Source organism: Paenibacillus hemerocallicola (genome assembly GCF_006265175.1).
GTDB classification, from domain to species: Bacteria; Bacillota; Bacilli; order Paenibacillales; family NBRC-103111; genus Paenibacillus_AB; species Paenibacillus_AB hemerocallicola.
In genome coordinates this window covers 1-12,188 of sequence record NZ_VDCQ01000027.1, presented here as the reverse complement: position 1 = coordinate 12,188, position 12,188 = coordinate 1, and the positions used below count along the sequence as shown (strand labels likewise).

The 12,188-nt window shown below is 54.1% G+C and carries 12 protein-coding genes; 2 read left to right on the top strand and 10 right to left on the bottom strand.

The features are described 5' to 3' along the window. Nucleotides 1–231: 231 nt before the first annotated feature. Nucleotides 232–1,563 carry an ABC transporter substrate-binding protein gene (locus tag FE784_RS19220; RefSeq protein WP_139603844.1) on the bottom strand — a complete coding sequence of 444 codons (1,332 nt, stop codon included), beginning with the start codon at nt 1,561–1,563 and terminating at the stop codon, nt 232–234. A 214-nt stretch (nt 1,564–1,777) separates the two neighbouring features. Beyond that, nucleotides 1,778–2,767, bottom strand: a complete 990-nt coding sequence (locus FE784_RS19215; RefSeq protein WP_176706362.1) for a LacI family DNA-binding transcriptional regulator — start codon at nt 2,765–2,767, stop codon at nt 1,778–1,780. Nucleotides 2,768–3,064: 297 nt separating this feature from the next. On the opposite strand from FE784_RS19215, the gene FE784_RS19210 reads away from it, so the two are divergent. Further along, nucleotides 3,065–5,080, top strand: coding sequence for a glycosyl hydrolase family 28-related protein (locus FE784_RS19210; protein ID WP_218103791.1), 2,016 nt, complete (start codon nt 3,065–3,067; stop codon nt 5,078–5,080). A gap of 87 nt (nt 5,081–5,167) precedes the next feature. On the opposite strand, the gene FE784_RS19205 is transcribed toward FE784_RS19210, so the two are convergent. From FE784_RS19205 to FE784_RS19170, 8 genes are all read right to left on the bottom strand, one after another. Further along, nucleotides 5,168–5,878, bottom strand: a complete 711-nt coding sequence (locus FE784_RS19205; RefSeq protein WP_139603842.1) for a GntR family transcriptional regulator — start codon at nt 5,876–5,878, stop codon at nt 5,168–5,170. Nucleotides 5,879–6,153: 275 nt separating this feature from the next. Continuing rightward, on the bottom strand, nt 6,154–6,798 hold the full coding sequence (locus FE784_RS19200) for a response regulator (RefSeq protein WP_139603841.1): 645 nt from the start codon (nt 6,796–6,798) through the stop codon (nt 6,154–6,156). Continuing rightward, nucleotides 6,764–7,828 (bottom strand): HAMP domain-containing sensor histidine kinase, encoded by a 1,065-nt coding sequence (locus tag FE784_RS19195; RefSeq protein WP_139603921.1) that lies wholly within the window; start codon nt 7,826–7,828, stop codon nt 6,764–6,766. Before FE784_RS19195 ends, FE784_RS19200 begins: the two co-directional genes overlap by 35 nt. A 47-nt stretch (nt 7,829–7,875) precedes the next feature. Continuing rightward, the gene (gene liaF, locus FE784_RS19190; protein WP_139603840.1) at nt 7,876–8,523 is read right to left on the bottom strand and encodes a cell wall-active antibiotics response protein LiaF; all 648 of its coding nucleotides are present in this window, start codon (nt 8,521–8,523) and stop codon (nt 7,876–7,878) included. Between the two features lie 138 nt (nt 8,524–8,661). Then, a complete protein-coding gene (locus tag FE784_RS19185) occupies nt 8,662–9,354 on the bottom strand; it encodes a PspA/IM30 family protein (protein ID WP_139603839.1) in 693 nt (230 codons plus the stop codon). 3 nt (nt 9,355–9,357) lie between these two features. Further along, nucleotides 9,358–9,795: a PspC domain-containing protein gene (locus FE784_RS19180; RefSeq protein ID WP_342779119.1), complete on the bottom strand. Its 438-nt coding sequence runs from the start codon at nt 9,793–9,795 to the stop codon at nt 9,358–9,360. Then, nucleotides 9,783–10,454, bottom strand: coding sequence for a PspA/IM30 family protein (locus tag FE784_RS19175; RefSeq protein ID WP_139603838.1), 672 nt, complete (start codon nt 10,452–10,454; stop codon nt 9,783–9,785). The genes FE784_RS19180 and FE784_RS19175 overlap by 13 nt, the downstream gene beginning before the upstream one ends. 59 nt (nt 10,455–10,513) lie before the next feature. Continuing rightward, nucleotides 10,514–10,813 (bottom strand): LiaF transmembrane domain-containing protein, encoded by a 300-nt coding sequence (locus FE784_RS19170; RefSeq protein WP_139603837.1) that lies wholly within the window; start codon nt 10,811–10,813, stop codon nt 10,514–10,516. 295 nt (nt 10,814–11,108) lie between these two features. Here FE784_RS19170 and FE784_RS19165 point away from each other — a divergent pair, with 295 nt between their 5' ends. Beyond that, nucleotides 11,109–11,600: a hypothetical protein gene (locus FE784_RS19165; protein WP_139603836.1), complete on the top strand. Its 492-nt coding sequence runs from the start codon at nt 11,109–11,111 to the stop codon at nt 11,598–11,600. Nucleotides 11,601–12,188 lie beyond the last annotated feature (588 nt).

The window sequence follows — 12,188 nt, the reverse complement described above, 5'->3', positions numbered from 1 at the left end:
TGCATATTTTTCAGCGCTTTCCAAATAGGCGTCATATAGCGGTAGACTCGTTCCTCCTACTGTATTCCACTTGTTACCGCCCATGCCGGCAATGGCTTTTATCTGCTTCCTTTACCGTAAACAGAAGGTTACGTGCCTTCACCGCATCTATCGCAACGCAACAATAACGAGCCTCACAGCCTGTCGGGCGAACGAACCCGGCCGACCAGACACGGCCATGACCATCCGGCATTACTTGCGGCCCTTCTCCTGAATAACCTTCTCGGCCTGCTCGGCGGCGATGCGGAATGCGGTGTTGATATCCGTTTCCCCTAGCGCCAGCGGATAAGCCTGATCCCGGTAAGCGCGGAAGACGTCGGTGTCGTACTCGGGAATTTTGGGCGTAATCGGCGCAAACTTGCGAGCCATCATCGCCTGGTAGTTTTTGTCCTTGAATGCCGTATTGGCCCCCAGCAGCTTCTTGGTCGCTTCAGACTGAATGATCGGCAGTACGCCTTTTCCGGCCAATTCGTTCTGGTATGGCTCGCTTACCATAAATTTCAGCAGCTCCATCGCCGCGTCTTTGTTTTTCGTCTGCGACGTAAGGCCGAAGTAAACCGGATACGATTGCGACCCGACATTGGGGAGCTCCTTGAAAGTCGGCAGCGGGGCTATGTCCCAGTCCATCGTTTTCAATTCGTTCGGTACGGAGGTCGGAAGCGTGTTCGGGTATACCAGCATCGCCAAGCTTTGTTCCTTTGCGAACTGGTCCAATGCGGGAAAATTTTTCAGTTTGGCCATCGCATCGCGGTAACCGCTGTCTGACGACGGATTGATGAATACGGTTTCAAATAATCGTTTCCAGCGGCCGTCGGTCAGCAGCGTCGGCTTCTTGGTGGCGATATCGACGTTCGGCACGGAAAGCTGGTTCATCCGGATAATATGGTCCCGCGAAGAAGCGATGCCGTAATATTGCTTGCCGTCGGCCGAACGGGTCACTTTGCGGGCCAGCTCGTTCGCCTCGTCCCAGGTCATGTCCGACGTCGGGAACGGAACGCCGAACTTATTGAAAATATCTTTATTATAGAACAGCGCAAGGCTGTTCGTGGCGACCGGAATCCCGTACATCTTCCCTCCCGATATTTGCTTCATCGCCTCGATTACCGACGGCTCCAGCCGATTCAGATCGATGCCGTGCTTTTGGATCAGGGCGGTCATATCGAATTCCAGGGCATGCTCGAACAACGCCGTTTCATAATTGCCGATCGACGTCCAGAACAGATCGATCCTCGTTTTCGAAGCGATCATCTCCGGCAGCGTCGTCCCCTTCTTGCTCTGTATGTAGGTGATCGTGTACTGAGGAAATGCTTTTCTGAGAGCGTTTCCATAACTCTCGTTGAACACTTGCTCCGAGGCGTTGTTGTTGGAGTAGATGTTGATTTCCACCGGTTCCGTCTGCGCGGCTGGCAACGGTTTCGCGCCCTCTCCCTGCTCCGCGCCTTTCGAAGTGTCCGGCGAACTGCCGCACGCGGCCAGCCCCCATACCGTAGTCCCTGCCAACAGCCCGATTGCGAATCTTTTCATATTTTGCGTCCCCTTTCGAAAATGTGGTAACCAGCATGAGTTTCCATCCTCTGTCAATCCTTTTGTTCCCGAATAGACTTCACATACCGCTCCCCTCCTTTCCGATTAAGTTATACGCTTACCTTGAAATACATGTTTTTCTTTGTATTTATAGTTTAACGTTTACTTAAACGAATAAAATTTTTTGCCTTACCGGGAAAAGCGGCAGTCCGGCTCAACCCCACTGGCGGGTCGATTCCCGGACCTTCAGCTCCGTTTCGATCATTTTGCGAAAAAATAGGCCTTCCTCGGCGGCATCCGCCTCAACTGTAATCAGATCGATAATCGTTCGGGCCAATCCGACGATATCGGGCCCTACCGTCGTAATCGGAATAGGGAGCAGCGACTGCGTCTCGGGCACATCGTCGTATACGGCAACCGACAATTGTTCGGGAATGCGCACGCCTTCCACATAGGCCGTCTTGACGAATTCGCGCAGCATGGCTTCGCTGTCTATCACGATCGCCGTCGCGCCGTATTCGCTGTAATTGTGCACGAAGTCGCGGACCTTCTGCGGCATGTCCGGATTCCCGACCAATGTCATCACGTTCAGCTCCGGGCTGAACTCCAGTCCAAGCTCTACCAATGATTCCGTATAGCCCAGCCACTTGTCCGAATGGCCTCCCAGGAAAGCGATGCGCGTATGCCCGAGCTCGAACAAATGGCTCATCGCCTGCTTGATCGCTCCTTTGCGATCGATATCGAGCCAATGCGCATTCTCCTGCTTCCAACGCTCCCGGCCTCCGACCTCCAGAACCTTGCCGCGGAATTGCTCCTTGGCCTCTGTATACTCCGGCGTCGACCGTTTGTCCAGCCAGCAAATCGCCCTGCCGATAAAAAATTCGCGAAACGAGCGAAGCGCCTCCTCCCGCTCCGCGAACGATACCATGACCGTAAAGCCCCGGGCCGCGGCCTCTTCCTGGATTTGATTGCACGTGCGGTAAAAAAACGGTTCTTCCCGCTTCGGCCATATGAGGCCGATCCCATTCGAGGAACGGTCGACCAGCCGTTTGGCGGCCAGATTGGGCACATAATTGATTTGCTTGGCAATGTCGAGAATTTTCCGGCGCGTCTCCTCGCTCACTCCGGGTTCGTTATTTAACGCCCTGGACACCGAAACAAAGGTAACGCCGGCCAATTTCGCTATATCCTTGATAGTAGGCACAAGCATCCCCCTAGTCGTTTAATGATACATGTATTCCGTCAGCTGAAGTATACACGTAAACGTTATCCTCGTCAATCGCAAAACAAAAAAACGACTCCACTCTCCACACTACCCTTACACACAAGCTTTTAACCCTATTCATCAAGCAGAACATGGATTACTCAATTTTATTATTTACACAGTTAACGTTTACGTATATAATCTCATCAACATGCTACGACCTCTCATACAGTTCCAACGGCAATGCGAATCGCAGAGAACCGCCAGTCGGTTCTCCAATTCCAGGAGGCGGTATATATGATCGGCAAAGCGGATGAGCGACAATCGGAACAAACTCGGCAATTGGAACTATCGGAACAGGCGCACCGGCAAAATCAGAGCATGAAAATGAACAGGAGGACGCTTCTGGCCTCGCTCGGCATTGCCGGGATCGCTTTGGGCTCACGGGCTTTGGGAGCCCCTGGCCTGGTCGACGCATCACCGCTCCAAGGAAGCGTTACCAATTCGGTCTATGGAGGAGGTTCGGAATCGTGCTGCGAGGAGGTTCAAGATCAAATCGCGAGCGTCATCACCCGCCTGGATCACATGTGTGTGGAAAATGTGAGAGATCATGGCGCTCAGGGAGACGGAACGACTGACGATACTTCCAGCATTCAGGCCGCAATAGACGCCGCTTCTCTGGCCGGGGGCGGCACTGTATGCATTCCGTCAGGGACTTACATGATCAGCGCCCCGCTGGCAATGGCTCCCCGGGTGATGCTGCACGGAGAAGGCGACGCGACGGTTATTAAAGCATTTGCCGCCAGCGGCTGGGGAACCGCCCATCTGTACCACGGAATGATCGATATGGTGGGCGTACAGTACGCTATTCTTAAAGACTTCTGCCTCCACCAGAACGGTTCCGCCCGGCTGCCGGCTAATCATGTGAGCTACGGCGTCCTTGTCAACGCCTCCAGCGATTGCGTCATCGACAACGTTACCTTTCTTGATCCGGGACTCAACGATGAATACGGCCATCCTTCCGGACCGCAACTGGCGCTGATCGCCAAGGACGAGGAGAAGAGCGGCTGGGGCGGCGGCATCGGCGGCTGCTATCGCGTCTCGGTCCGCAAATGCCGGTTTATCCGGAGCGGCACCGCCAGCGTCGATTTCGCCATTCGGGTGCTCAGCAATTGGGAGAACCTGATTCCTACGGACGAATTCGTCCACTACAACGAAGGGCATACGTTTATCGACTGCTATTTTAAAGGCGAGTTTGCCTGGAACACGTTGGAATTCGCCGGCGGAGCGACCCGGTACAATAAGGTGACGCACTGCCTGTTCGACGGTCAGACGCTTACCCACATCGATTTCGACAAAGGCGCCAACAATAATGTAGCCGCTTTCAACACGATTTACAGCGGAGGCAAGGCCGACCGGTACATTGGCGATGCGACGAAAAGAGCGCATGCCATCGACGACCACGGCACGGTAGCCGGTTATATGAATTACGGCAATACGATCGCCTACAATTCCATTAATCATCTTAACAATGACAATGCGATCGATAATTACGAAAGCGCAATTAGCGCGTCCTTTACGAGACAATCGCTCATTGTCGGCAATACGATTAATGGCGTTAACGGGCAGCGGGTGGGCGGCGGCATTTTCATATCCAAAAATGTGGACGGCGTCACGATCGAGAATAACCGGATTCGCAATGTGCGGAAAGGCATTTTTACCGATGCGAACTCCAATAATACGAACGGCGTGCGTATACATAACAACGAAATCGAGGCCGTAGAGCAAGCCATTATCATCGCTCTGCTGTCGGGCGGCGGCAAAGGCTTTAGCTTTACCGGCAACAAATTGAAGACGACCTCGGCGCAGACGTGCCTTCATGTCGCCGCGGGGATATTGGAAAGTCCGGTTTATGCCCTCAACACGGCGGAAGGGGGTACCATCGCCTTCGTATTATCCGGACAGCACGCGGTCGCAATTGGCAATGTGGCGAGGAACGCTTCGCAGTATTCTTATCAGGTTCGCGAGAAAATGACATTGATCGGCAATGTCTCGCTGAATCCAGGCACCGGCGATTTGACCAAGCTCAGCAGCTCGCCGCTGCCCGCGCTTATCGGCAACACCTTCACCGGGGCTTCCGCAGCCATGGCGCCGGCATTCGGATATGCCAGTGCTGCGCCCGTCGACGGCGTTTGGAAGCAAGGAGATATATTCTATAACACGGCACCGTCTCCGGGAGCAAGCGTAGGTTGGATCTGTACGGCCGGGGGAACGCCGGGGACATGGAAAGCATTCGGCGCCATTGACTTATAGACGCTTGCCAAGCCAAAAAAGAACCTAAAGTTCCGCATTTCGCGGTTCTTTAGGTTCTTTGGTCGGCTCGTCGGGGGAATCTCCCCGTCACAGCCACAGCTTCTCGTCGAATTCGAGCTGCTGCTCCTTTTTCTCGGTTAATTGAACGAAATCCCGATACGAACGGAAAATATGCTTGCGCATCGTCTGTTCCGCGGAGTCCGGATCTTTTTTCTTGAGCGCCTCGATGAGCTCGAGATGCTGGTCGACCTCTTTTTGCTTCGTCGATTTCGCCCCCAGCAGCCGATTGACGAGCGATATTTGAAACGAGATCGACTGATACATGTTCAGCAGGCGCGAATGGCCGGCCATCTCGATAATAGCCCGGTGAATGTGCGACGAATCGTGAAGCAGACTGGTGACCGAATCGTCGTGCAGCTTCTGCTTCATCTCCCCGTAGAACGATTCCAGTCCGGCGATTTGCTCATCCGTCGCGTTTTGCGTCGCGAGCCGGATCGCCAGCCCTTCGAGCATCGAGCGGACCGAGTAAATTTCGAACACGTCCTTCATGTCGAGGGTGCGGACCATCGGCCCTTTGTTCGGCACGATCGTAATGATGCCTTCCCCGTGCAAATGGCGGATCGCTTCCCTCACCGGCGTCTGGCTGACGCCTAGCTCGCGGGCCAGCTTCGTCTCCACGATCCGATCGCCCGGATTGAGCTCCCCTGAAATAATTTGCTGCTTGATGTATTTCACCAATTCCTCGCTGATATTTTGCTTCTGGATAATCAGCGGCTGCGTTTGCACTTGTCGATCCATTATGGGTTCCGTCCTTCGCTGTGCGTAATTTCGATCATTCCCTAAACATTATATATACAATAGTATATAATATCGTGTTTTATGTCAACTTGCTTGCACAACACCGGGCAGTTTCGCAAACAACGCCAAAAAAGCCCGTAACGCCGCGACACGTTCGGGTTTCAGCCGCCACTCGGTAAAGGAACTGCTTACCAACAAGAAAACTTCATTCTCCCGACAGCAACCAGCTCCATACCCTAAGATACGATAAAAGAATCGACTATGCCTGAGACCGGCTACTCTACGATGCCGTGCTTGAAAGCATAAATGGCCGCCTGCGTCCGGTCCTCGACGCCTAGCTTCGCCAATATGTTCGTTACGTGGAACTTGACCGTCTTGATCCCGATGAACAGCGCGTCCGCGACTTCCTGATTGGACTTGCCCGCCGCAATCAGCTGCAGCACTTCCATCTCGCGGTCCGTCAAATCGTGGTGCGGCTCTGCGACCGGCTTTGGCTGGCGGAAGCGGTTCATCATCTTCACCGCCACCTGCTGCTCGAGCACCGACTGGCCTTTCACGGCGGCCCGGATCGCTTGGGCGATTTCCGATGCGCGGGACGTCTTGAGCAAATAGCTGAACGCGCCCGCTTCGATAACCGGATACATTTTCTCGTCATCCAGAAAGCTCGTCAGCACGATGACTTTGATTTCCGGCATTTGCGCAAGCAGCTTCCGTGTCGTCTCGATCCCGTCCATCCCTTCCATGACGAGATCCATCAGAACGACATCCGGCTTGTATTCCTGCGCAAGGCGGATCCCCTCCAGCCCGTTGCTCGCCTCGCCGACCACCTCGATTCCATCTTCGGTTCCGAGTACGGCCGCCAAGCCGATACGCACCATCTCGTGGTCATCCACCAGCAACACTTTGATTTCCGCTTCCATCGGTCGTGTCTCCTCCTTCTTCGGTCAAGATCGGTACGCGAATCTCGATCCGGGTCCCTTTGCCCGGAGCGGTCACGAATTGGATCGCTCCGCCGATTTCATTGACCCTTTCCTTCATCGACTGAATGCCGTAAGACGCGTGCTTGTTCTCGTCCAGCTCGAAGCCGACGCCATTATCCCGGATGGACAACCGGATATGCTCGGACGGCCGCTGCAGCTTAAGCTCCATCTGACTCGCCTTCGAATGCCGGAGCGTGTTCGACAGCGCCTCCTGCACGATGCGGAACAAATGGTCCTCGATGCCTTTCGGCAGCTTGATGCTTTCGTCCATATCCCAGGCGATCTCGATCGGCACTTTCGCCTGCAGCTCTTGGAGCAGCTCCATCAAGCCTTGCGACAGACGCTTGCCTTCCAGATGAACCGGCCGCAGATGGAGCAGCAGCGCTCTCATCTCCGACTGGGCCACGGAGGACATCTCCTCGATCAGGGCGATTTGCCGCTTGGCCTTGTCGAAATCTTTCTCGAGCGTCCGGCCTACCGCCGTTGCCGTCATCGAAATCGCGAACAGCTGCTGGCTGACCGCGTCGTGCAACTCCCGGGCAAGTCGTTGGCGTTCCTCCACGACCGCGGACAGCTTGGCTTTCTCGGCCAGCTCCGCATTGTTCGTGGACAGTCTTTGCAGCGAGGATACCTGCTCCTCCCACCTTGTGCTGATGCGGCCCAACTGATCCCCGATCCGTCCGATCTCGTCTTGTCCGAGGTCGGGAACCGGGCGGCTCAGGTTGCCCTTCTCCAGATGCAGCATCGCATCCTGCAGCAGCTCCAGCCTACGCGTAGTCCTGCTGCCCGACCAATAGCCGTAAGCGCCGCCGAGAATAGCTACGACGCCTATCAGTATGAGGCTGATCGTAATGCCTTCCCGCCAATTCGTAAACGGACGGATATACCCGTAATAATTAAGCACATAAATAACCGTGCCGAACAAAAAAAGGCTGAGGAGGATAGACTCGCCCATGCTGCGCCATATCATGTTCGTCAATTTTTTGTTCAAGAGAGCGATCCTCCTCAGTGCTCGTTCTACACCATTTTAATATCGATGTCTCCTACGACATAGGATACGATCAGCTTCACTTTCTGATCGCTCGTCTCGTAGTTCGGCGATTGCCAGTTCACTTTATTGACGAGTCCCGTCTCTTTTTCGTTGCCGGCATTGATTTGGCCGACCAGCGCGGAAGCATTCACGCTGACGCCGAGAAACTCCGGCACGATAATGTCGACATCCCCGAACACGCCCTGCAGTACGATCGTCGTTTCCTTCTGGTCCAGCATAACAAGGGACAGGTCCATATAAATTTCGCCGACCACGTTCCACATGCTCGTGTTTTTCAGCTCCCATGGTTCCTTGTCCCGTTTGAAGCTTTCCAAAATGGTTTGCTTCTGCGTATAGGAATCGTCACGATGCGCCTGCTTCGATTTCATGTAAAACAGGCCAAGAGATATGAGCACGACGGACAAGATGAAGGTGAAGTGTCCGCTGAACAGCAGGACAACCCCGACGCCGAGCAGGACATATCCGGTTTTGTCCGGTGACGATCGTATTTTGTATACGCCGAGCGCGATGAACAACAGGGCGGCAATGGTAAAAAAGTTGATGTAATGCTCGATCAAGATGAACAGCCCGGCCGCGATGAGCAAAATTGCCGTGTTGCGGTTGCGATTTCCCATTGCCGCACCTCCTTCCTGTTTTCGCTTGTGTGCCCGGAAGCAGCATACGGGAAAAGCCATAGCGCGAAAGGTTTTTCGCCCTATGGCCCTTGCTCCCAAAACTTAGAATATCATAATTCGGTTACCGCTTCAAAAACATTATTCGGCGGCTGCCGGCGTGACGGACAGCTTTTCCTTCAAACGCTGCAGCTGCTCGTCAACCTTTTGCTGCTTTGCGGCGTCGATCGACGGGACCGAGTGCAGGGCGTTTGCCGGGACGTATGGCGTGCGGGCGATTTCGGCTTCGACCTCCAGCTGGATGATTTTCTCTTCCATCCTGTGGAATCCGCGGGACGCGTTGCCCGATTCGATCGAATTCGTCGTCGTTACTTGGGCCATTTGCTTCTTCGCTTTCGCAAGCTCGGCGCGGCTAGACAGCTCATTGCGCTTGTTGCGCAATTTGTAGTATTCGTCCTTCATGGCGTGCAGCTGGTTGGTCAGATCGCTCGCTTGGCCTTTCGATTGCGCATGCATGTCGGTATATTCCACGATTTTCTGATCGTAGTACAATTTTTCTTCCAAGGCTTGACGGGCGGTCGCTTCCTGGCCGTTCTTCAGCGCCTCGGCCGCTCTCGCTTCGCGATCCGCGCTCAACCGGAACGCTTCGTTCAGACGCTCCTGCAGCTTGCGCTCGTTGGCGATTTGACGGGCTACCGTCACCTCTGCAGTGGCGATTTCCTCCTCCATGTCGCGGATGTACTGGTTCAGCATGACGACCGGATCCTCCACCTTATCCAACAACTCATGCACCGATGCCTTCGTCATATCTTTAATCCGTTTAAATACTCCCATTGTTTACACGTCTCCCTTCTCGTATTTGGACAGTTTGGCTTTCAATTCTTGAATTTCGTTCCACATGGCTTTGCTTTCGATATCTTTCATCATGTGATCGAGATTGGCGGATTCTTGCGGTGCCGCACTCGGTTTCGGCGCGTAATTGGGCGCTTGCTGGAAGCCGTAGCCGCCTTGAGGAGCGGTGTAAGCCTGATGATGGCCTGCTCCGTATTGATTCCACGAGCTCATCATCGGTTGTTCGAAAGTCGGTTCCTTCGGAATGACGAGCGCCGCCAGGATATAGATCGGAATCAGAATTCCTCCGGTGAAGAAGGTCGTTACTACGATTACCAGGCGAAGCAGCGTCGCGTCCACATTCAACAGCTCGGCCAAGCCTCCGCATATGCCGAACAGCTTTTTGTCCCGCTGGGAACGGTACAGCTTCTTCATTTCAACCATCCTTCCTTCTCCAGCTTGGTGCGCAGCTGGGACAGCTCGCGTTCGAGCGCCTGCTGCATCTCGCCTCCCGCATGGGCCAGCTCTCTTCCCATTTGCCGGACGTCCCGCAGCGACCGGGTCTCGAGCTCCATGTCGGATATGCGTTCCTCGAGCCGATGGAAGGTGCGCCCGTTAATACCCAAGCTCCCCTGCATCGATTCGTTCATCCGCTTCTGCAGCCGGACCGATTCGAGTCGTGCCATGTAATATTGCCGCTTGCTCAATACTTCGTCGAAGTCGCGCTTGAGCTGATCGAGCTGTTCTTCCAGCTCTACGATCGAATGCTTGCTCTGATCGTACAGCTCCTTGAATTGCTCGTACTTTTCTTCCTGCAGCAGCTTCTCCTGAAGCGCCATCTTGGCTACGTGATCTTCGCCGGCTTTCAGGGCGATCAGCGCCTGCTGTTCCCGCTTGTCTCTCAGCTGCTCCGCCGACGTTACTTGCTGGCGCAGCGACTGGGCGTGAACCATCAGCTGGCGGTGCACTTTCTCCGACTGCATAATTTGCTCTCTTTGGGCGGCCAAATATTGATCGATCAGCTTGACCGGATCTTCCGCCTGCTCCAATCGCTCATTCAGCGTGGCGACGGTTATGTCTCTCATCCGCCTCATCAGGCTCATCTTCCCATCCTCCTTCGTCTATTCCATCTATGTGTGAGTCGGTATCGCCTAAGATTTCCTTACACTATGCTTCGCTTCTTTTTGAGTATCGAGATGCCGAAGATGATCAATCCCGCCGCGAAGATGATGGCGAACAACCCGGAAAACTTGCCGATCAGGGCGAACAGGCCGACTACGAAGATTGCCCATCCGAAAAATTTGCTGCCGTTGCGGATTCCGTAATACCCGAGCCCGAGAAGCGCAATCGGGAACAAGAAGCTCATCAGGTATCCGAGGCCGAAGCCGATCTTGCCGAGCAGGATCAGGGCGCCGCAGGCGATTAGCAGAATAGCCAAGCCGCTTTTGCTGTTCAATTTCATTCTTATTCACCGCCTTTCTTTGTTTGTCTCTCGCTTATGTTTTCATTTTAGGCTAAACGGGGTCCGGCCAAAACGGACCCGCGACGGTTTTTGACACTGGCCCTAGGTCGAGTGTCGAAGACCGCCTCAAGGTACCGGGAATAAGCCCCGCGAACGGCCGGAGAAGCGCCAACGGCCGCCAAAACCGTTGATACGGCTCGGTTTTCCGTTTGAAATCGAATGAATAATCCGGGCTGGTTTGCGGAAAGGTAATCTTAAGCGCGCAGAGTCGGAAGCTGGAAAGGAAGAACCTGTCATGTCCGGTTGGAGAAGGGCGATCCTTGTTTGTTTGACGCTTTGTTTGGTTCGTGCGGTAGTGCCGGAAGGCGGCGGGGTGGCAACGGCTGCGGAAGCTTCGCGACTGCAATCCGGTTGGACTGCCGCCAGTGTGACGTCGGCTTCCCCCGTCCAATTGTTCGACGTAGTCCGCGGGCAGGTGATCCGCTCGCTGCCGAACTCGCCCATCTTTCGCCGCACGGGCGAGTCCTGGATCGCTTCGATCCGCGGGGCTTGGGGCGGCTTTCGTCTCGATCCGACAAGCGGCTATGTCTTGAAGGTGCCCTTCGAGCCTCCGCTAAACGTCAATAACGGCTGGTACCGCGGGGATGTGACGGAGCTGTACGTCATGTGGGATCCGGCGACCCCGCACGATACGAGATTGATGCTGATGGGACGCGGCGGCAGCCCGCGCATGTTTACGATCGGAGCGGAAGCGGGGGCTTTTGTGGAGCAGCTTCGCAGGGAATGATCAGCAGCTTGGCATAAGAGAGTAGACGGGACTAGGAAGCGCAAGTACTAACTGGAAAACATCCATCTAAATCGCAACAGATGGGCGAGAAAGTAACAATTAAATGGAAAACATGTATGTAATTCATTAAATTGGAGCTATTCAGAACAGGCTCGGAACAATTTGATGTATGTTTTCCAGTTAATCCCCCACTATGACTGCAAAACGCCCAAATAACTGTACTTTTTCATGGTATTGGGAAAATAGCAAAAAGGTTGCTACGAAAAGCTTCAAAGACATTCGACACTGCTAAATTTGCCATAAATGCAAAAGTGCATGCAGTTTCGACTTAAATCCGTCATTCTCGTCCGCTAGCCTGCAAAAGTGCAGTTGGTTCTCCCTAATGCTCCTTTCAAGCGGAAAAATCGGACTAACCACCTGCACTTAAGCAGGCAAAACGGGAAAATCCGTTTATTTTCGCAAAAACAACATGCACTTTTGCATTTGGCAAGCCCGCTTTCCACGCCTCTCGTCCGGCTTCTCGTTGAAGTCACCAGTCCATGCCTCTTGACCACGCTTCTCTGACCGTGCTTCTCTGACCGTGCTTCT

Excerpts from the sequence above, each read along its gene's own strand:
- FE784_RS19220 (WP_139603844.1), bottom strand. The coding sequence starts at position 1,563 with ATGAAAAGATTCGCAATCGGGCTGTTGGCAGGGACTACGGTATGGGGG.
- FE784_RS19210 (WP_218103791.1), top strand. The coding sequence starts at position 3,065 with ATGATCGGCAAAGCGGATGAGCGACAATCGGAACAAACTCGGCAATTG.
- FE784_RS19205 (WP_139603842.1), bottom strand. The coding sequence starts at position 5,878 with ATGGATCGACAAGTGCAAACGCAGCCGCTGATTATCCAGAAGCAAAAT.
- FE784_RS19200 (WP_139603841.1), bottom strand. The coding sequence starts at position 6,798 with ATGGAAGCGGAAATCAAAGTGTTGCTGGTGGATGACCACGAGATGGTG.
- FE784_RS19195 (WP_139603921.1), bottom strand. The coding sequence starts at position 7,828 with ATGATATGGCGCAGCATGGGCGAGTCTATCCTCCTCAGCCTTTTTTTG.
- liaF (WP_139603840.1), bottom strand. The coding sequence starts at position 8,523 with ATGGGAAATCGCAACCGCAACACGGCAATTTTGCTCATCGCGGCCGGG.
- FE784_RS19185 (WP_139603839.1), bottom strand. The coding sequence starts at position 9,354 with ATGGGAGTATTTAAACGGATTAAAGATATGACGAAGGCATCGGTGCAT.
- FE784_RS19180 (WP_342779119.1), bottom strand. The coding sequence starts at position 9,795 with ATGGTTGAAATGAAGAAGCTGTACCGTTCCCAGCGGGACAAAAAGCTG.
- FE784_RS19175 (WP_139603838.1), bottom strand. The coding sequence starts at position 10,454 with ATGAGCCTGATGAGGCGGATGAGAGACATAACCGTCGCCACGCTGAAT.
- FE784_RS19170 (WP_139603837.1), bottom strand. The coding sequence starts at position 10,813 with ATGAAATTGAACAGCAAAAGCGGCTTGGCTATTCTGCTAATCGCCTGC.
- FE784_RS19165 (WP_139603836.1), top strand. The coding sequence starts at position 11,109 with ATGTCCGGTTGGAGAAGGGCGATCCTTGTTTGTTTGACGCTTTGTTTG.